Below are 17129 nucleotides of genomic sequence, written 5' to 3'. Positions count from 1 at the left end.
CCCGGGGATGGTCCTGTCAGATGCCGCTCAGGATGGAGAACAGGGCCGCACTGCTGGCGCCGGAGAAGCTGTCCTGCCCCCAGCTCACCGGCTGCACCAGCGACACGATGCCGGCGCTGCTGCTCAGCGCCTGCGCCTCCGCCACGCTGGTCTGCGCCACGTAGCGGTCGAGCAGCTTGGAGAGCTTTGCCGGATCCTTGAAGTCGGAGAGCGACATGCGGCTCTCCAGGATCTCCTTCTGCCGGTCCACGTCGAGCTGGCCGAAGCTGTCTGGCAGCCCGAGGGTGGACTGTACCACCTCGGCCAGGTTGCGGTCGGCGATGATGCTGTACCAGCTGGTGATCTGCGGCAGGCTGCGCTTGGCGTAGATCGCCTTGCGCAGCGCCTCGGAGGTGTCGCCGAGGGACTCCTCGAAGCGCGCCTGGGTGTAGCGCTGGACGATCTGCTCGACGAAGTCCGACTTGGTGACGTTGGGGCCGCCCTGGGCAGCGGTCCCCGGGGTGCCGCTGGTATTCTCGGTCACGGTCGCGGTGACCCGGCTGCCGGAGGCCGGCGTGAAGCTCAGCACCGCATTGTTGCGGTCCTTCGCATCCGTGAAGACCAGCTTCGAGCCGTCGACGGTGACACTGATGTCGCTCCGGTTGCCATCGGCGGCGCGGAAGGCCGATTGCAGCTTGCTGGCCATCGCCGCGAGGTTCGCCGCGCCGTCCAGCGCCAGATCCTGCACGGTGACGCCGGCAAAGCTGCCGCTGAAGCTGGCGAAGGCCGAGCCCGCGGCAACGGGCCCGTTGACCGTCACGGTGCTGCCGGACACCTCGGCGGTGATCTTGCTGCCCGTGACCGGTGTGAAGTTCAGCGCAGGGGACTGCGCGCGCGCCTTGGCGTCCGTGAAGACCAGCTCCGGCCCGGCGGCCACGACGCGGATGCCGCTGTTGCCGCCGTCTGCGGCGCGGAAGGCGGCCTGCAGGCGCTCGGCGAGTTGGGAATAGCTCTGCACGTCGCGCAGCGAGAGATCCTTCACGGTGACGCCGGCGAAGCTGCCGCTGAAGGTGGTGAAGCCCGAGCCGATGCGCAGCCCCTCGACCATCACCCGGGCGGTGCTCGGCACCGCCGGAATCTCGGCCACCGACAGGCCGCCATAGTTGAAGTCGCTGGCGATCTGCCGGTAGCGGCTGTCCGTCATGCGGTAGGCGACCGAGCTGGTATCGGTGGCATCGCTGTCGAGCACCTTGCCCATCAGCGCGTTCATGCCGACCTGCGCGTCCAGCCCATAGGCCTTCAGCACCATCTCCTGCAGGCGCCGGTCGCTGAGCAGGTCCTTCGAGGTCAGCTTGGACGGCAGCTTCTCGCGCAGATAGGCGATGTCGCGCTGCAGGATCGGGTCCTTGCTGAAGGCCTTGAAGTCGGCCGGGGTCTTGTTCTGCAGCAGCTTCCAGCCGGCCATGCCGGTCGGCAGCCCGACGCCGACGAGGCTGACGGTCATGCTTCGGTCGAGACGCCGGGCGCGCCCGGCGGCTCGTCCTCGCCCGGCTCGTAGCCGGCAGGCAGGCGCATCAGCACACGGTCGGTCACCGGATCGCGCAGCTCGGAATAGAGCCGCATGGTCTCGCCATCCAGGCGCACGTCAAAGGTCGGACCGGCGGGGACGACCTGCTTCTGCCGTTCTGCGGTCTGCACCTCGCCGGAGCTGGCAGGAGCCTTGGGGTCCTCCGCCTCGGGACGCGCGGCGGGCGTGGCGGGCGCCTCGGCGCTGCCATTGCGCGGCTTCAGCGCCGGAGTGGGATCGATCATCGGCGGATGTTCCTTGCCTTTCGCATAGCCGAGGGAGGAGGCTTCTGATTCGATCCGTTTCTACCGCAGATTGAAGACTCCGCGTCAGCCCGAGTGTGCCTCACTCCCGCCGGCCGGCAGACGCAGCGTACTGCTCTGCACCGGTACCCCTTCCACCGCCTCCGCGCGCTGCGCGGGGCCGCTGCGGCGGAAGCGCGGGGGCGGCTCCATGTCGAGCAGCGCGGATTCGTACAGCACCAGATCGCGCAGGGCCGAGAGGGCGCGATAGGTGTTGCCCTCGCGCATGTGCTGCTCCGCCTCGTCAAGCTGCTGCACGTGCTCGCGCTTGATGAAGACGGTGCGCAGCCGCGCCATGTGCTCGTGGAAGGCCTCCATCGAGCCGAGCGCCGGCTGCGCGTTCAGCAGCACGTTCTGCGCGGCGAAATAGGCGCGGCGCACCGGGGTGACGGCGTCCTCCGGCAGCATCACGTCCTTCTCGCGGACGATCTGCGCCCGGGTTTCCACCATCAGGTAGGCCCGGCGGTCGCCATTGGTGACCACGGCACCGTTGATGAACAGGCGCTCGCCGGGAGCGAGCTTCAGGATCAGGGACATCAGCTGGCTTCCGGCTGGACCGTGGTGCCGGGCTTCAGGCCGGCCATGACGGCGCGGTTGACGTCGATCAGTGCATGCAACGGCTTGTTCTCGCGGACCACGCGGTCGCTCTCCGCGAAGATCCAGCGCGCCAGGGAGAGCAGGCGGGCCTTCACCGCCACCTCCCAGCCATTCTCCGGTGCCGCCAGGTCGGCCACGAAGGCGGTCCAGACCATGCGGTTCTCATGGATGGCGGTGGGCAGGTCGGCAGGGCCGGCGGTGGGGAGGCTGGCGCTTTCCAGCAGGGCGGTGGCCCGGGCCAGCACGCGGTACTCGATCTCGCGCGGGTCTTCGGTGCCGCGGATGACGGAGCTGTAGGCGGCGGCGATGCCGCGCGGCCGCATGACGGGCGCGGGCGAGGGGGCTTCCTGGATGACGCTCAGCATCGGATTCTTCCTCAGTCACGCCTGGGCCGGAACAGGGCGAGGCGCGGGTGCCTTGGGCAATGCTTCGGGAAATGACCCCGGCCGCGCGGCCGGGGCCTCCCTCCTGGGGATGGGGCGCGGCACCGGCCGCGCCCCCGTCGGGATCAGCCGCGGAACAGCGACAGGATGCTCTGCGGCGCCTGGTTGGCGATCGAGAGCGCCTGGGTGCCGAGCTGCTCCTGCACCTGCAGGGCCTGCAGGCGGGCGGCCTCCTCGGACATGTCGGCATCCACCAGGGCGCCGACGCCGCTGGTCAGGGTGTCGACCAGCTTGTCCATGAAGTCCTTCTGCAGGTCGATGCGGGTCTGCGCCGCACCGAAGGCCGCGCCGGCGGAGAGCACCGCGTTCTCCGCCGTCTTCAGCGTCGCCAGCAGGTCCGAGTAGTCAGTGCTGGAGGCGGGCGTCAGCTCAGTCGGGGTAGAAACGTTCTCGGCATGGGTGCTGTAGGTCAGAGCAGACGCCGCGGTGTACTGGACGGTACCGGTGGTGGAGTCCTCGGCATCCACGAACAGGAAGGCGGTGCCGCTCTCATCGAGGACGGAGGCAATGGTGCTGCCGGCCTCCTCGTTGATCGCATTGGCCAGGGCGCCCATCACCTCGGCGCGCGTCTGACCGGCCTCCACCGTCACCTTCGCCGTCTTGGCCACGCCGGCCACGCTGAAGGCGAATTCATAGACATCGTTGGTCGCGTTGCTGATCGGGAAGCCGAACTTCTGGCGGTAAAGGTTGTCCGTGGCCGTGTTGTCAGTAGGCGCCACCGCCGAAAGCGTCAGGCCAGCGCCGCCTGCCTGGGTCAGATCGCCGAGCGCACCGCCAAGCACGACGTTGTAGCCGCCGGTCGCATCGGCCGCGTTGATGGTCAGGTTGCCTGAGCCGTCGACAGTCGCAACGATGCCCGCGGCATTGTTGCCGTCGTCCACGCCATCCGCCCGGTCGTTGATCTCGTTGGCCAGGGCCGTCATCATGGCCAGCGGCGTCTCGCCGCCGGCAGCGGCCGCGGTCGTCGCCGTCACGGAAGCGCCGTTGACGGTGAAGGCAAAGCTGAGCGTCTCGCCCGCAGCCGCGGTGCCGGCGGTCGGAACGGCATAGGTGAAGCTGCCGCTGGTGGTCGGCGTCACGGCAGTGCCGGTGGCCGTGATGCGCGACAGCGCGTAGTCACCGTCGAACTCCACCTCATTCGTCGCCACGGCTGCATCGACCACGAGCTTACCGTCGGCGTTGACGGAGGCGATCTTGTTGCCGGTGCCGGCCGCCTGGTTGATGGCGTTCTTCAGGCCGGTGATGACATCCGCTGCGCTGTCGTTGTTCTTGACCGTGTAGGTAGCCTCGACATCCTCGCCCGCCACCTTAAAGGTGAAGCTGTAAACATCGCTCGCCGTCGGGGCCGTAGCAGGCAGTGCGAAGGAGTACTTCGGCTTCGGCGGGTTTTCATCCACCGGCGTGGCAAGGGTGATGTCATTGTTGGCGTCGTAAGCGACTGCGAGGGCAGTATCGCCATCGAAGGTCACCACGTCCGTGGCAGCGCCGGCATCGACCACCAACTTGCCGTTGACGATGGAGGCAATGGAGCCGTTACCTGTGCCTGCCGTCTCGTTGATCTCGGCGGCGAGGCTGGCGAGCGCCTGCGCGCCACTCTCAGTGCCGGCGGCCGTCCACTCCGCGGTGCGCTCCGTACCATTCACGCTGAAGGTAAAGCTCAGCTTGTCGCCGTTGTCGAAGGTGCCGGTCACCGACGGCGCGCCATAGGAGTATTTGGCCACGCGGTCCTCAACCGTCAGCGAGGCGAGACCAGCAAGCAAGCCGGAATCATCCATCGTCAGGTTCTGGGCCGAAACCGAAATGTAGGCCGGAGTGAGGGCATCGCCGTCTGCATTGACGGACGCCAGGATCTGCGTGTTGCCGCTCTGGCTGTTGTTGATCAGGTTCACGCCCTTGTAGGAGGCGCTGTCGACGATGCCCCGGATCTGGCCGACATACTCGTCGATCGTGGCCTGAACCGTCGCGGCGTCCTTCACGCCGTCCTGAACAGAGGTGACCTGCTCGCGGATCTTGGAGATCAGGTCGGCGATCTGCTCGGTGCCGGTCGAGGCGGTCTTCACCACGCCGGAAGAGACCGAGAGGTTCTCGCTGACCTGCTTGAAGTTGGCGATGTCGCTGCGCATCGAGGTCGCCACGGCCCAGGTCGCCGCGTTGTCCTTCGCCGTGCCCACCTTCAGGCCGGTGGAGATGCGGTTCTGCGTGTCGAGCAGGTTCTTCTGGGTCGCCTTCAGCGACTGCAGCGCCGTCATCGCGCCGTTATTGGTGAGAATCGAGCTGACCATAATTGCGCCCTTCAAGGGTTCCGGTTCTGGGGAGCGCCTTCTGACGCGGATCTCGCTGCGCACGGCCCAGAGTCGGTCCGACTGCGGCAGGCATTTCTAGCGTCCAGGCAAAATTTTTCGCAAGCCAATCGGTGCCTCGAACGACGTCCGGGCCACCGCAGGCCGCGCGGGAAGCTCACGCCTGCTGGTCCAGGCTGGCGGCCAGGGTATGGCGCAGCGGCCGCCGCCGCGCGCCGGCGGCGGCGGGGCCGTAGAGGCCGGGATCGGCGGCTTCCGAGACATCGCGCCGCAGCCGCTCGCGCACGCCTTCCAGCGCGCCGGCCACGGCACCCAGCGCCAGCGCGTTCTCCTCCGCCGCGCGCATCATGGCGGCGATGGCCTGCCGCTCGACCTCGCTCTGCGGCACGCCAGCCGCGGCAAGGTCCGAGAGCGCCAGCCGCTTCTCGCCGATCAGCTGCACCAGCTCGGGCAGCATCGCCTGCCGCGCCGCCGCCGCTTCCTGCAGCAGCACCATTCGCAGCCGGCTGGCGGCTTCCAGCAGCGCGCTCATCGCGGCACCCCCTGGCTGCGGCCGGCGATCGCCTTCTCCAGCGCCGGCGCCAGGCCCAGCCCGCCACGGGCGGCCATGGCCGCACCCAGCGCCTCATCCATGAAGCTGTCGAAGGCATCGCCGCCCGCACCGCGCCCGGCGAGGCCACCTGCCTTCTGCTGCGGACGCGCCGCGCGCAGCAGCTCGGCCGCGAAACTCGTCTCCAGCTGCCGCGCCAACTGCCGCGTCTGCGGCGCGTGTGAAAGGGTTACAGGCTCCATCGGGTCCGGCCTCCTGCTCGGAGCAGCATGATTTTGCTGCGCGTCAGCCCCGATATTAGCGAGCCATCAGCAAATTTTCGCATAACATCCGGCATCAACCCGGCCTCGAGAAGCGACGGCTCCTTGCGCCTCCAGAAGGAGCAGAACCCAAACCGCGAGATGCGGGAATGAGGAACCGACGCCGTGGGCGAGGATGAAAGCCGGTCGATGGAATTCAGACCGAAGCGGCGGCAGCAGGTTCGTCGGCGTGCCCTGGCGGTCGAGCTGCGGGGCGAGTTCGATCGCCGCCTGCTGGCCGGAGAGGATGTGAACACCCTGGCGCGCGCCTTCGGGATCGAGCCCTGGTACGCCCAGCGCCGTGCCAAGCGCGTGCTGAGCCGCGCCAGCAAGAGCGATGAGCAGTCGCCGTTCATCGGCGGCTTCAAGGAGGCGGATGAGGACATGACGCCGCTGCAGTATGCCTGCGGACTGCTGGGCAGCCGCGTGCGGCCACTGCGCAATGGCTATTATGTGCTGGACGGCTTCCAGGCCGGGCCGAAGGAGGTGGCCCGCGCCGCCAACCGGCTGCTGCGGGAGCGCGGACTGGCGGAGATCCCCTATCCCGGGCTGACGCCGCTGTACCGCTAGGCGTCCGGCCGGGAGGGGAAAGGCCGGAGCGTCCGCGGCAATGCCGCGGACGCTTCGATCTTCGGAGAGAGCTGGCCGTCAGGCGGCCAGCGTGTCGCGCAGGATCTTCTCCGGCGTGTCGCGCAGCTCAGCTTCCAGCTCGACCAGGTCCTTGATGCCGTCCTGCGCCAGTTCGGTTACCGCGCCCGCAGCAGCCTGGGTGGCCTGCGCCAGCTCCTGCAGGGCCGCCTCGGCCTCCGCCACCAGAGCCGCCGTGCTGGCAGCTGCGGCTGACAGAAGCGCCGGGTCCGGCATATCCGCCCCGGTCTCCTCCGGCTCGGCCGGCGTCAGTGCAGCCTCGGCAGCCGGCGCCGGCTCGGCCGGCGGCTCGGGGTCACGCTGGCGGTGCAGGCCGCGCACCCGTGCACCGCGCTCGATGCTGATCTCGTCATAGACCAGCTCGGCATCCAGCGCAGCGGTGCGGGTCACTTCCACTTCCCGGGCGATCACAGTGCCGCGCAGCGTGCCGCAGAGGCGCGCGCGCTCGACATGCACCGTGCCTTCGACCAGCCCGCCCGGCTCCAGCAGCAGCAGGGGGGCATGCAGGGTGCCGCGCAGCACGCCCTCGACGCGCACCGCGCCGCGGCTGCGCAGCCGGCCTTCCACCTCACTGTCGGCGGCCACCAGCATCATGCCGGCCTCGGCCCGGGCTTCATGGCTGTTTTTCGCTCGCTCGATGCGCGGCTCCAGGCGCTCCGCCGGGCTCCGCGCTGCAGCGGTGACGGGCAGCGGCTCCGCCAGATCTCCGAGCGGCTCGGCTCCGAGGTCGATGCGTTCGTAGGTGATACGCGGCTCTCCACCGCTGGGCTTTCCAAAGAAGCTCATGTGCAATCCCGTTCTAGGAGGCCCGGTGCAGGTGGGCCGCACCGCCAAGCCCTTCTACTTTTTTCGCGCATCACACGCAATATTTTTCGCACAATCTATGGCGACAAACCACCCTACTGCGCCGCCTCCGTGACGCCGGCGAGGAGAAGGATCTCATCCAGATGCTGCCCCTGGTTCAGGGCGCCCACCAGGGCCGTCAGCTGCAGCGCTTCCGGACGCAATCCCGGGCGCTGCAAGCGGTTACCGATCTCCCGCATCCCCTCCTCCACCGTTCCGGCCTCCTGCAGACCGGGCAGCAGCGGCGCTTCCGGCGGATTGCCGGGGTCAGGGAACAGGTCGGGCGGCGGCGTCAGCACGAGGCCGCCCGGCAGGTGCAGGCGGCCGCTTCGGGCATCCGCGTGCCCGCAGCAGGTGGCGCACAGCGCCGGAATCGGAGCGCCCGTGGTCAGCACCAGCGCAACGAGGCGCCCCCAGGCCTCGCTCTTCTGCCCGGCCCAGCCAATGGCCTGCGCGCAGCTCGGCTCGTCCAGCACGCACAGCCCGTCGGGCGCAATCTCGGTGAAGGGGTCGTCCAGGGCCGGCAAATGGAAATCGCGGAACTGCTCCAGCGCCGCGGCCAAGGCGGCCTGCTCGGCCAGCATGGCGGCAGGGCTTTGCAGCGCGGTCAGGCGGCGGCGGCGCAGGGCCGCCAGATCATCAGGCAGCAGCACCGCCAGAGGCAGAGCGCAGTCGGGATCTTCCAGCAGCGGCGCCAGGCGCTGCAGCGGCGCAACCTGGGTGCCTCCCTCGGCGCGCGGCAGGGTGCCCTGGTCGATCGCCCAGCGGCGGAGCGCCTCGGCAGCAGTGCCGAGAAAGCGCTTGCTGCCGATGCGGATGGTACACTGGCGGGCGGCCAGACAGGCCCGCGCTGCCCAGTCCTCGGCCGCGGCGCGGTCGGGAAAGGCGTCACGGCTGAAGCCCAGGGCGCCTTGGCCCACCAGCACCTGCCAGTTTCCATCCTGTCCTGGCCGCACGCGCGTCAGCATTTTTGCCAACCTCACATTCCCGCGAGCAAAAGACCGATCCGGGCGGGCCAAGGCAAGAGGCTTATGCGATCGGCGCCGCAAAATGCGGCCGAGCCCCAGCAGGAGGCGCGCAAACCGGCAGATTTGTAGTATTTCGCAAAACCATGAACGCCATCGCACAGGATAGCCGGCGCCATGGAAGCAGGCCGGAAAAGCGCCGCGCCCCTCTGCGGGGGCGCGACCCGGCCGCGCCGTCAGGCGGCGACCAACGGCTCGCCCACCGGCTCGGCCATCGCCGCGGCAGGGGGGGCAGCGGCCGGAACAGTGGCGGTCGGTGCAGCGCGCAGCAGGGCCACGAGGTCGTCCGGCAGTCGACCCTCGATCACGATGGTGGCGCCGTCGATCTCCACCACCGAGCCGGAGAGCAGGCGGGTTTCCATCTCCACGCCGCGCGGGGCGGGCTCTACCAGGCGCAGCGCCTCGCGCGCCCGCGCCAGCGCGGCGCCGCGCAGGGCTTCAAGCACCTCGGCCCGGCTCAGCCGGATGGTGTGGTTGACGAAGAAGGGGGCGGATCCGGTCATGGGGAGGGATTCTCCTTCCTGCAGGGACGGGGGATCGGGCGTCTGGCGCATTCCGGCTGCCAGTGCCCGTGGATGGGAGTTCGCGCGACCTGCCTCGCTGCGCGAAATGCGTTTTTCACCAGAAAGCTCATGATGTTTAGCATCGCGGGATCCGCACGGCTATTCCGGGGTTTGAGAACATGGTGAACGAGATCTTGAACTATCGGCCTATCCGAACGGATTACCCTTTGATCTTCCTCGTCCTTCCCCGGCCGGAGCTTCTCTCCTGCGAAAACGGGTTGGAAAAAAATCTTCCGCTGGCGGCAATTTTTGCATCTAGCTTAAAGAGCGAAAAAATTCTAAACGAGCAGCAAGGCGCCGGCGGTTATCCACCGGCCGGCCTAGCCGGTCCCTGATCGGCGAAGCGTAGCGGGACGGAGAGAAAAACCCATGGCACGGGCGAACGGGGCGGCACGCAGGACGAAGGCCGCGGCACATATGCAGAGCGGCAGGATCGTGCAGGTCCAGGGCCAGAACCCCGATGGACCCGCCTTCTCGATCGAGCTGGTCACGCCGGAAGGCGCGACCGAGCTGCTGCAGCGCAAGCGCCCGAGCGCCGCCGAAAACCCCAACGCCATCAACGCCTATGCCGAGGCGATGCGCGAGGGTCGTTGGATTCTCAACGGCATGCCCATCATCCTCTCCCGCACCGGCGTGCTGCTGGACGGCGTGCAGCGGCTGCGCGCCTGCATCAAGGCCGGCGTGCCCTTCCTGACCGTGCTGGCGCAGAACATCCCCGACGACGTGCTGCACACCATCGACCAGCAGCGCCGCCGCTCCTTCGCCGGCGTGCTGGAGGCGCGCGGCGTGCCGCACGCGCATGCCCTGCAGTCCGCCCTGGTGAAGCTGATCCGCTACGACGACGGCAAGATGCTGCGCGGCGCCGGCACCGCTTCCTGGTCGCGCATGGACCGCGTGCTGCGCGCCAACCCCGACCTCGAGCAGGCGGTGAAGATGTCGCTGGAGAGCGAGGCGACCGCCCTCTCCGAAGCGGTGCGCACGCCGCTGCTGTTCATGGGTTTCCGGGTGGACAGAGCGGCGACGCGCCGCTTCCTCGATGCCATCGCCTGGCCGGAGCGGTACTCGCCGATGGAGCCAGGCGCCCGCATCCGCGACCTGATCGACATCACCCGCGGCGATCCGGCGACGCGGCTCAAGCCGGTGATGCTCTTCGCCCTCTGCATCAAGGCGCTGAACGCCACTTTCACCGGTGAGCACCAGCGCTCCTACACCTGGATCGACAAGACGGCCAACCCGACCAAGGGCGAGGAGTTCCCGGCCCTTCTGGGTTACTCCGGGCTGAACGATCCCGGTCATGCCGATGACACCGAAGAGACCGCACGCAAGCTGCGCGAGGCGGTGGAGCGGTTGGCGCAGGAGGAGAACGTCTATCCGCTGGTGCTCGAGAGCATCTCGCCGCAACTGGCGGAAGCCTATCTCGGCCACAACACGCGCAACCGCAAGATCGTCGCCGCGCATGTCGACGCCATCGCCCGCGACATCCGCGCCGGCAACTGGATGATGAACGCGCAGCCGATCTGCTTCAGCCGCTCCGGCCGGCTGCTGAACGGCCAGCACCGGCTCTCCGCCGTGATCCAGGCGGGCGAGGCGATCGAGGTGCCGGTGATGCGCAACCTCCCCGAGGAGGCCTACGACACCTACGACATCCACGCCAAGAAGGGGCCGCAGCTCGGTGCCGCCTTCGACAGCTTCGGTGACAAGCCGCTGATCGCCGCCGCCGCCGTGCTGCTGTGGAAGCACGAGCTGAAGCCGGCCGGCACGCGCAACGCCAAGCCCACCCCGGCCGAGGTGATGCGCATCGTCGAGCAGCATCCGCGTCTGCTGGAGCTGCGCACCTTCGGCCGCAAGATGATCGAGTTCGGCCGCGGTTCGGTGCTGACCTATGCCGCCTACTGCATCGAGCGCGAAGACCCCGAACTCGGCCGCATTTTCCTGGAGCGCTTCGAGAGCGGCGCCGACCTGCCGCGTGGCCACCTGCTCCTGGAGCTGCGCCGCCGCATGCAGGTCCTGCGGCGCGAGCGCACCAGCCAGGAAGAGCAGCTGCGCGAGCTGCTGAGCGCCTGGGCGCGCTTCAAGGAGAAGCCGGACCTGGAGCGGCTGAACACGCCGGCCTGAGCCCCGCCGAGGCCCGGGAGGCAACCCCCGGGCCCCCTTGCGGCGCTTTCCGGCCACGCCGCCCGGCCTCAGCGAATCCGCCGCAGCTCCTGATCCTCCGCAGCCTTTTCCGCCTTGCGCGTCGCTGCCTGCGCCGCGTTCCTTTGCTGCGCCTGCTGCGCCAGCTCCAGCCGCTTGAGAGCGGCGAAGTCCTCCGCCAACGCGGCGCGAATGGCCTCTTCGCGCTCCTGCCGCACGCCCAGCTCTTCCAATAGGCGCCGCCGCTGCCGGGCCGCGGCGCGCGACCAGTCCGCCCAGCCGGCCATGGCTGCGACATCGCCCGCCGCCTGCGCCCGCTCCGCAGCCATCTGCGCATCCTGCTCCGCCAGTGCCGCCTCCACCGCCAGCCGTGCCTGCTCGGCTGCCGCCAAGACCAAGCGGCGCTCATCGGCGCGTTGCCGGGCAAGGCGAATCAGAAGCGGAAGGCTACGCATGCGAAAACCCTTTTCCGGATCGCGAAGCCGCAGGCAGCGCTGGCCATGGACGAAACACCATGATAGGAAATATGCGTTTTTCGCAAAGAGGTCGAGGCCGAATGGGAGCTTGGCTGCGCTGGCTGGTGCCGGGCTTGGGGGTGACGGTCATGGCCGCCATGGCGGTCGGCCTGGCGGGGCCGGGCCGCGCAGCCCGGCCGGTGCCCCTGCTGCCCCCGGAAGCCCAGGAACGGGTCGGTGGCTCGGCCTTCCTGGTGGCGCCCGGTCTGCTGGTGACCAACGCCCATGTGGCGCTGCGCTGCCGGGCGCAGGGCCGTCCCCTGGAGGTGGGGGGCCAGCCGGGCGTCTGGCAGGTGCTGACCGAGGATCCCAGCACCGATCTCGCCCTGCTCTCCGGTCCTGGCCTGGATGAGGCGCCGCTCTCCCTCTCCGCCGCGCAGCGCCTGCCATCCGGCATGCCCGTGCTGGTCCTGGGCTACCCAGTCCGTGACTGGGGTTCCGGGGCGTTGCAGGCCATGCCCGGCCAGATCCGCCGCGCCGCCCTGACGGTGCACGACCCCGAGGCCGGCCGCGCCGTCAGCTTCGTCATGACCGACCGCAGCGGCCACGAGATCCCCGCGCGCTGGGAGGACGGGCTGCGCTACTTCGGCGCCGATAAGGCGGACCGGCTGCGCTGGCGGCTGGAGATCGACGCCCCGTCCAGCGGCGGCAGTTCCGGCGGGCCGGTGCTGGATGCGGCAGGCAATGTGATCGGCGTGGTTTACGCCGGCGCGCGCGGTTTCACCTCGGCCGTGCCCCTTGAGGATCTGCGCGAGTTCCTGGCGCGTGCCGGCGTGGCGCCGATGTTCCGCACTGCGGCGGCGGCGGCCGCACCGGATTGGCGCGCCGTCCAGGCCCGCGCCGCGCGGGCGACGCACCGGATTTCCTGTTGATGGGACCCGGCCCGGAAGGCCGCTCAGGCGGCGGCGGATTCCCGGTGGAACGCCGCCGCAGGCAGCGGCGCCGGCAGGGCGAATGTCCCGGAGCAGCCGCGCAGCGCCGCCACCTGCGCCGCCAGGCCTTCCTCACCGGCGGTGCGCAGCGCCAGGGCCACCTCCTCCAGCGCCAGGTCGAGCGACAGGCAGTCCGGCGCATCCTCCCGCGACAGGCAGGGCGCGATACCCGGCAGGCGGGCGGGCTCGGCCGTGTCGTGCAGCACCCAGAGCTGCTGGCGATAGGCGCGAATGGCGTGCGGCGCATGCGCCGCCCCGCCCGCCGCCTGGCTGGACAGAAGATAGCGGCGCCCACCCGCCGCGCGGCGCTGCTGCACCCCCGGCTGACCTTCGACATCCTGCCAGGCCGCGCTGCCGGCCAGTGCCAGCAGCGCGGCGCGGCGCCGCTCCGCCAGAGGCGCCTGCAGCACGGCCTTCGCCACGGCGACCGCACCGATGGTCCGCATCTGCCGGCCGATCTGCAGCAGGGTCTCGCGCAGGGCGGCTTCCTCGGCGGAGGCCGCGCCCTCCACCGGGCAGACCCGGCCCGGATCGAGATAATCCGGCAGCAGCACGCCGATGTCGCGCCCGAGCCGAAGCAGCCAGAGCCGGTCAAGCGCGCTGCCGGCAGCGTTCAGCAACAGGTTCAGACCAAGCGACATCAGCACCTCCATGCCTGAAGCGAAGCGGGGCGCAGGGGGGGCGAGGCGTGCCGCCATTCTGGCTTGCTCTCCGCATTCAGCGAATGGTGGAAGTATGACCAACAAGCCTTAACAAAGGCTGATCACCATTGCGGGCATCGCAAGGATGGCACAAAGCCGTGTGAAGCGCGGGAACGGCGGAAGCGCTATCGGCGTTGCCCTTCAAGACCCATGCGGCGTCGCTGCAGCCCTCTTGCCGCCGATCAACCCAGTGAGCAGTTACCGATCATGCCCCGCGGAACGCCCCCTGCCCTCCTGACCCATGGCCTCCAGGCCGCAGTGGTCGCCCTGTCGCTGGCCGGGGCAACGGGTGCATGGGCACAGGGGCCGGAGGTGCCGCACCAGCTGCCGCCCGTCGCCTCCATTCCACTCCGCCCCGACAGCTTCGACGTGCGCGCCTTCGATCCGCTGGGCATGCCGGCCTCCAGATCTCCTGCGGTCGCCGTGGCGCCGCCCGTTGCCGGGAAGGGCAGTCACCAGGAAGCCAGCCTGGTGGCCTTGCCGGATGCATCAGCCGGAGAAGCCAGCGCCGTACGCGGTCAGGGAAGCAGGCTGTTCAGCGACGGATGGAGCCGCAACGGCTTCGGCAGCCTGCGTTGAGCCGCGGCTGGCGCGAAGCGCCATCCGTTGCCTGAGAGCGTTTTCTCCAGGCGGCTTCCTAATATAATTTTTGAGACACCGTCTCTGTTTTCCATCCTCCCGGCTCCGGCCAGTATGGCTCGGCTCCGCCGGGCCGACAGGGGTCGGCCAAGCCTATCATGTGCCGGGAAAGACAGGATGCCGCAGGTCTATGGAAAGGGATTCGTGGTCGTGCATGCGGCCCTGGGGCTGTATGTCGGTCGCACACCCAGCCTGTCCTACTGGTCCAAGCTGGATGCGGGAGGACGCGATGCGGTCGCCACCTTCCCCTCGGAAGCGCTGGCCCGTTGGCATGTCGAGCTGTGGGAAGGGGGGTGGCCGGAGGATGCCGCCCAGGCGGAGTTGATCCTGCACCCCGTCACCATCGACCGCCCCGGCGGCTGGGCCAGCATCGCCGCCCTGCGCGCCGCCGGGCTGGAGGAGCATCTGGGCGAGCTGGCGCATCCGGGCTGGCAGCACCCGGCCGGCCATTGCTGACCCGCCGGGCGTCTTCGCGGCTCAGATGAACTGCAACTCCGCGTGCAGCGCCCCCGCGGCCTTCAGCGCGGTGAGCACGGAAATCAGGTCGCGCGGGGCAAGGCCGAGCGCGTTCAGCCCATCCACCACGTCCTTCAGCGTCGAGGCGCGCGGCAGGGTGGCGAGGCGCCGGCCGCGCTGATCGTCCACCTCCACCTGGGTGCGCGGCACCACGGTGGTCTCGCCGTTGGAGAAGGGCGCGGGTTGGCTGACGATCGGGCTTTCGGTGACGCGGATCACCAGATTGCCATGGGTGATGGCCACCGGGTCGATGCGCACCTGGGCGCCGACGACGATGGTGCCGGTGCGCTCGTCCACCACCACCCGGGCCGGCGTTTCGGGCCGAATGGAGAGGGATTCCATCTGCGCCACCAGGTTCGGCAGCCGGTCGCGGTAGCCGGGCGGCACCCGCATCTCCACCGTGCCGAGGTCGAGCGCCGTGGCGGCGCCGGCGCCGAAGCGGGTGTTGATCGCCTCCTCGATGCGCACCGCAGTGGTGAAGTCGGGCGCGCGCAGCGCCAGGCGGATGGTCTCGAAATCCCGCAGGTTGACCGGCACCTCGCGCTCCACCAGGCCGCCGCCGGGAACCTTGCCCTGGGTGGTGACGCCGCTGGAGATGCTCTGCGCCTGCCCCGCCGCCTGGAAGCCGCCGACCACGACGGGCCCCTGCGCCACGGCATAGACCTCGCCATCGGCGCCCATCAGCGGCGTGACGATCAGCGTGCCGCCGTTGAGGCTCTTGGAATCACCGAGCGAGGAGACCTGCACGTCGATCGGCGTGCCCTGCCGCGCGAAAGCCGGCAGCGTCGCGGTGACGATGACGGCCGCGGTGTTGCGGGTCTGCACCCGCGCATCCGCCACGTTGATGCCCATCCGCTCCAGCATCGCGGCGAGGCTCTGCTGGGTGAAGGGGGTGTTGCGCAGCTGGTCGCCGGTGCCCTGCAGGCCGATCACCAGCCCGTAGCCGATCAGCTGGTTGCCGCGCACCCCTTCGATGGTGACGACATCCTTGAGCCGGACCTGGGCCTGCGCCGCCCCCGCCGGGAGCAGAACCCCGAAGGACAGCGCCGCCGCCAGCAGCAGCGCGGCGCGAGAGGGGCGAGGCATGGCCATCCCCTTCAGGCGCTGTAACGCAGGCCGGCGGCGGCGAGCGCGGCGGTCGGCATCCGCTCGGGGTCGAGGCCGAGCAGGGCGCGCATCGCTTCCAGGGCCTGCTGCGCCTGCAGCTGCCACTGCACCCGCAGGCCCGGGGCGCCCTCGTGCGGCGTGTTCAGCAACTGCACCGCCTGCCAGAGCCGCACCGCGGTGTCGCGCGCCGTCGGCGTGGCCAGCATGAAGGCCTCGGCGCAGGCCTCGGTGCCGCACTCCAGCGCAGCGCCAATGCTCGCATAGACGGCGATGTCCTCCTCTTCGAGCGCCAGGGGGACGAAGGGCTGCGCATTGGCCTTGGCGGGGAGCATGTTCATGTCCGGCTTCTCCGTTCGCGTCGAGGAAATCAGAGATAGTTCACCAGGCTCAGCTTCGAGAGCTGGGCGGTGATCGAGTAGGTCGCCTGCAGCTGGATCTGCAGCGTGCTGATCCGGTCGGAGACGGTGTAGTAGTCGACGCCTTCCAGATCATTGATCTGCGCGGTCGCGGCGGTGACGGCGCGGTCCTGGATTTCCGCCACGTGGTCGAGCCGCTGCTGCTTGCTGCCGAGGACGCCGGCGACAACGGTGAGCTGCGAGCGGGCGCCGCGCATCAGCTCGCCCGCCTGGTCGAGCAGCGCCGCCTTCGCCTCTCCCGAGAGCTGGCTGTCCGGCGCATCCAGCGTGGACAGCAAGGAAAGCGCCTTGAAGGCATCCTTGAAGGCCGGGTTGTCGGCGCGCACGTTGTAGCTCAGCGTCTCGCCAGCGCCGATGCGGACCAGCGACGGCGCCTCGGATTCCGCGTCGCTGCTGCCGGCCATGCTGGTGCGGCTGGTGGACTGGTAGACCAGTCCGTAGAAGGAGGTTCCGCCGCTGGCATCCCGGTTGGGATTGGCGAACATGCTGTCGAAATCGCCGATCAGCGAGGCCGCCTCGGCCGCATCCAGCGCGCCGCCGGCCGCGCTCACCGCGGCGCTCAACCTGTCCTGTGCCCAGGCGGTCAGGTTCGTGGAATCCTTCAGTGGCAGGGTGGCGCTGTCATTGCCGGCGAACAGGTTCTGGCCATCCCAGCTCGTGTTCAGCAGATTGGTCATGCTGGCGAGCATCTCGCGCGCGTTGCTCGCGATGATGTCGTAGCCATTGCCCTTCAGCGCATCCACCTTGAGGATCTCGGGCGACATCTGGTCCATCAGCTCGCCCACCGAGGTGAGCGCCGCCTGCATCGCCGTCAGCCGCTGCCCGGCAAGGCTCGTCCCGTTCTTGATGGCCTCGCCCTGCTGGACGTCGTCATAGAGCTTGTAGAGCAGCGAGGCGCCAACCCCGAGCTCGCGCGCCGGATCGGCCTTGCGGCCGGAAGACATCTCGGCGGTCAGCACCGCCAGGTTGTTCTGCAGGTCGCGCAGCTGGGCCTGGCGCCCGAGCGAAACCCCCATGGGGGCGACACGATCAACCATCACCTTGCTCCTTGCCG

At 69.4% G+C, this 17129-nt stretch carries 21 protein-coding genes; 6 read left to right on the top strand and 15 right to left on the bottom strand.

Annotation, left to right across the window (positions count from 1 at the left end; translation table 11 throughout):
• Positions 1-16: 16 nt before the first annotated feature.
• From QMO56_RS19900 to QMO56_RS19870, 7 genes are all read right to left on the bottom strand, one after another.
• Positions 17-1483, bottom strand: a complete 1467-nt coding sequence (locus tag QMO56_RS19900) for a DUF1217 domain-containing protein (RefSeq protein WP_283528659.1) — start codon at positions 1481-1483, stop codon at positions 17-19.
• Positions 1480-1791 (bottom strand): hypothetical protein, encoded by a 312-nt coding sequence (locus QMO56_RS19895; protein ID WP_283528657.1) that lies wholly within the window; start codon positions 1789-1791, stop codon positions 1480-1482. Before QMO56_RS19895 ends, QMO56_RS19900 begins: the two co-directional genes overlap by 4 nt.
• 84 nt (positions 1792-1875) lie before the next feature.
• Entirely contained in the window at positions 1876-2385 is a 510-nt protein-coding gene (locus QMO56_RS19890) for a flagellar biosynthesis repressor FlbT (RefSeq protein ID WP_283528655.1), read from the bottom strand.
• On the bottom strand, positions 2385-2810 hold the full coding sequence (gene flaF / locus QMO56_RS19885; protein WP_283528653.1) for a flagellar biosynthesis regulator FlaF: 426 nt from the start codon (positions 2808-2810) through the stop codon (positions 2385-2387). Before flaF ends, QMO56_RS19890 begins: the two co-directional genes overlap by 1 nt.
• 143 nt (positions 2811-2953) lie before the next feature.
• Positions 2954-5170: a flagellin gene (locus tag QMO56_RS19880; RefSeq protein WP_283528651.1), complete on the bottom strand. Its 2217-nt coding sequence runs from the start codon at positions 5168-5170 to the stop codon at positions 2954-2956.
• 175 nt (positions 5171-5345) lie between these two features.
• Positions 5346-5720 (bottom strand): hypothetical protein, encoded by a 375-nt coding sequence (locus QMO56_RS19875; RefSeq protein WP_283528649.1) that lies wholly within the window; start codon positions 5718-5720, stop codon positions 5346-5348.
• A complete protein-coding gene (locus QMO56_RS19870) occupies positions 5717-5980 on the bottom strand; it encodes a rod-binding protein (RefSeq protein ID WP_283528647.1) in 264 nt (87 codons plus the stop codon). Before QMO56_RS19870 ends, QMO56_RS19875 begins: the two co-directional genes overlap by 4 nt.
• Before the next feature lie 207 nt (positions 5981-6187).
• On the opposite strand from QMO56_RS19870, the gene QMO56_RS19865 reads away from it, so the two are divergent.
• Positions 6188-6607 carry a hypothetical protein gene (locus tag QMO56_RS19865; protein ID WP_283528645.1) on the top strand — a complete coding sequence of 140 codons (420 nt, stop codon included), beginning with the start codon at positions 6188-6190 and terminating at the stop codon, positions 6605-6607.
• Between the two features lie 78 nt (positions 6608-6685).
• Here the strand turns inward: QMO56_RS19865 and QMO56_RS19860 are convergent, their stop codons facing one another.
• The 3 genes from QMO56_RS19860 to QMO56_RS19850 all read right to left on the bottom strand — a co-directional run bounded on the left by QMO56_RS19860 (position 6686) and on the right by QMO56_RS19850 (position 9056).
• On the bottom strand, positions 6686-7471 hold the full coding sequence (locus QMO56_RS19860; RefSeq protein WP_283528643.1) for a polymer-forming cytoskeletal protein: 786 nt from the start codon (positions 7469-7471) through the stop codon (positions 6686-6688).
• 113 nt (positions 7472-7584) lie between these two features.
• Positions 7585-8454 carry a hypothetical protein gene (locus QMO56_RS19855; protein ID WP_283528641.1) on the bottom strand — a complete coding sequence of 290 codons (870 nt, stop codon included), beginning with the start codon at positions 8452-8454 and terminating at the stop codon, positions 7585-7587.
• A 275-nt stretch (positions 8455-8729) separates the two neighbouring features.
• Positions 8730-9056, bottom strand: coding sequence for a methionyl-tRNA synthetase (locus QMO56_RS19850; protein WP_283528639.1), 327 nt, complete (start codon positions 9054-9056; stop codon positions 8730-8732).
• Positions 9057-9235: 179 nt separating this feature from the next.
• Between QMO56_RS19850 and QMO56_RS19845 the strand changes: the two genes are divergently transcribed.
• Together QMO56_RS19845 and QMO56_RS19840 are read left to right on the top strand one after the other, a co-directional pair.
• A complete protein-coding gene (locus tag QMO56_RS19845; protein ID WP_283528638.1) occupies positions 9236-9451 on the top strand; it encodes a hypothetical protein in 216 nt (71 codons plus the stop codon).
• 34 nt (positions 9452-9485) lie between these two features.
• Entirely contained in the window at positions 9486-11231 is a 1746-nt protein-coding gene (locus QMO56_RS19840) for a hypothetical protein (protein ID WP_283528635.1), read from the top strand.
• A gap of 68 nt (positions 11232-11299) precedes the next feature.
• Here the strand turns inward: QMO56_RS19840 and QMO56_RS19835 are convergent, their stop codons facing one another.
• Positions 11300-11704, bottom strand: coding sequence for a hypothetical protein (locus tag QMO56_RS19835; protein WP_283528634.1), 405 nt, complete (start codon positions 11702-11704; stop codon positions 11300-11302).
• A 101-nt stretch (positions 11705-11805) separates the two neighbouring features.
• Here QMO56_RS19835 and QMO56_RS19830 point away from each other — a divergent pair, with 101 nt between their 5' ends.
• Complete coding sequence (locus QMO56_RS19830; RefSeq protein ID WP_283528632.1) at positions 11806-12636, top strand: serine protease; 831 nt, start codon at positions 11806-11808, stop codon at positions 12634-12636.
• Positions 12637-12659: 23 nt separating this feature from the next.
• On the opposite strand, the gene QMO56_RS19825 is transcribed toward QMO56_RS19830, so the two are convergent.
• Positions 12660-13337, bottom strand: coding sequence for a hypothetical protein (locus QMO56_RS19825; protein ID WP_283528630.1), 678 nt, complete (start codon positions 13335-13337; stop codon positions 12660-12662).
• 267 nt (positions 13338-13604) lie between these two features.
• Between QMO56_RS19825 and QMO56_RS19820 the strand changes: the two genes are divergently transcribed.
• Together QMO56_RS19820 and QMO56_RS19815 are read left to right on the top strand one after the other, a co-directional pair.
• Entirely contained in the window at positions 13605-13976 is a 372-nt protein-coding gene (locus QMO56_RS19820; protein WP_283528628.1) for a hypothetical protein, read from the top strand.
• A 177-nt stretch (positions 13977-14153) separates the two neighbouring features.
• Complete coding sequence (locus QMO56_RS19815; protein WP_283528627.1) at positions 14154-14492, top strand: hypothetical protein; 339 nt, start codon at positions 14154-14156, stop codon at positions 14490-14492.
• 21 nt (positions 14493-14513) lie between these two features.
• On the opposite strand, the gene QMO56_RS19810 is transcribed toward QMO56_RS19815, so the two are convergent.
• From QMO56_RS19810 to QMO56_RS19800, 3 genes are read right to left on the bottom strand one after another with little or no spacing between them, the layout of a single operon-like run.
• Positions 14514-15638: a flagellar basal body P-ring protein FlgI gene (locus QMO56_RS19810; RefSeq protein WP_283528625.1), complete on the bottom strand. Its 1125-nt coding sequence runs from the start codon at positions 15636-15638 to the stop codon at positions 14514-14516.
• Between the two features lie 11 nt (positions 15639-15649).
• Complete coding sequence (locus tag QMO56_RS19805) at positions 15650-15997, bottom strand: polysaccharide deacetylase (protein ID WP_283528623.1); 348 nt, start codon at positions 15995-15997, stop codon at positions 15650-15652.
• Between the two features lie 29 nt (positions 15998-16026).
• Complete coding sequence (locus QMO56_RS19800) at positions 16027-17112, bottom strand: flagellin (RefSeq protein ID WP_283528621.1); 1086 nt, start codon at positions 17110-17112, stop codon at positions 16027-16029.
• Positions 17113-17129: the final 17 nt, after the last annotated feature.

Source organism: Roseomonas sp. E05, from assembly GCF_030063475.1.
GTDB lineage: Bacteria > Pseudomonadota > Alphaproteobacteria > Acetobacterales > Acetobacteraceae > Pseudoroseomonas.
Note: the sequence above shows the minus strand (reverse complement) of the source record. Positions and strands in the feature narration are given on the sequence as shown.

Excerpts from the sequence above, each read along its gene's own strand:
- QMO56_RS19900 (WP_283528659.1), bottom strand. The coding sequence starts at position 1,483 with ATGACCGTCAGCCTCGTCGGCGTCGGGCTGCCGACCGGCATGGCCGGC.
- QMO56_RS19895 (WP_283528657.1), bottom strand. The coding sequence starts at position 1,791 with ATGATCGATCCCACTCCGGCGCTGAAGCCGCGCAATGGCAGCGCCGAG.
- QMO56_RS19890 (WP_283528655.1), bottom strand. The coding sequence starts at position 2,385 with ATGTCCCTGATCCTGAAGCTCGCTCCCGGCGAGCGCCTGTTCATCAAC.
- flaF (WP_283528653.1), bottom strand. The coding sequence starts at position 2,810 with ATGCTGAGCGTCATCCAGGAAGCCCCCTCGCCCGCGCCCGTCATGCGG.
- QMO56_RS19880 (WP_283528651.1), bottom strand. The coding sequence starts at position 5,170 with ATGGTCAGCTCGATTCTCACCAATAACGGCGCGATGACGGCGCTGCAG.
- QMO56_RS19875 (WP_283528649.1), bottom strand. The coding sequence starts at position 5,720 with ATGAGCGCGCTGCTGGAAGCCGCCAGCCGGCTGCGAATGGTGCTGCTG.
- QMO56_RS19870 (WP_283528647.1), bottom strand. The coding sequence starts at position 5,980 with ATGGAGCCTGTAACCCTTTCACACGCGCCGCAGACGCGGCAGTTGGCG.
- QMO56_RS19865 (WP_283528645.1), top strand. The coding sequence starts at position 6,188 with ATGGAATTCAGACCGAAGCGGCGGCAGCAGGTTCGTCGGCGTGCCCTG.
- QMO56_RS19860 (WP_283528643.1), bottom strand. The coding sequence starts at position 7,471 with ATGAGCTTCTTTGGAAAGCCCAGCGGTGGAGAGCCGCGTATCACCTAC.
- QMO56_RS19850 (WP_283528639.1), bottom strand. The coding sequence starts at position 9,056 with ATGACCGGATCCGCCCCCTTCTTCGTCAACCACACCATCCGGCTGAGC.
- QMO56_RS19845 (WP_283528638.1), top strand. The coding sequence starts at position 9,236 with ATGGTGAACGAGATCTTGAACTATCGGCCTATCCGAACGGATTACCCT.
- QMO56_RS19840 (WP_283528635.1), top strand. The coding sequence starts at position 9,486 with ATGGCACGGGCGAACGGGGCGGCACGCAGGACGAAGGCCGCGGCACAT.
- QMO56_RS19835 (WP_283528634.1), bottom strand. The coding sequence starts at position 11,704 with ATGCGTAGCCTTCCGCTTCTGATTCGCCTTGCCCGGCAACGCGCCGAT.
- QMO56_RS19830 (WP_283528632.1), top strand. The coding sequence starts at position 11,806 with ATGGGAGCTTGGCTGCGCTGGCTGGTGCCGGGCTTGGGGGTGACGGTC.
- QMO56_RS19825 (WP_283528630.1), bottom strand. The coding sequence starts at position 13,337 with ATGTCGCTTGGTCTGAACCTGTTGCTGAACGCTGCCGGCAGCGCGCTT.
- QMO56_RS19820 (WP_283528628.1), top strand. The coding sequence starts at position 13,605 with ATGCCCCGCGGAACGCCCCCTGCCCTCCTGACCCATGGCCTCCAGGCC.
- QMO56_RS19815 (WP_283528627.1), top strand. The coding sequence starts at position 14,154 with ATGCCGCAGGTCTATGGAAAGGGATTCGTGGTCGTGCATGCGGCCCTG.
- QMO56_RS19810 (WP_283528625.1), bottom strand. The coding sequence starts at position 15,638 with ATGCCTCGCCCCTCTCGCGCCGCGCTGCTGCTGGCGGCGGCGCTGTCC.
- QMO56_RS19805 (WP_283528623.1), bottom strand. The coding sequence starts at position 15,997 with ATGAACATGCTCCCCGCCAAGGCCAATGCGCAGCCCTTCGTCCCCCTG.
- QMO56_RS19800 (WP_283528621.1), bottom strand. The coding sequence starts at position 17,112 with ATGGTTGATCGTGTCGCCCCCATGGGGGTTTCGCTCGGGCGCCAGGCC.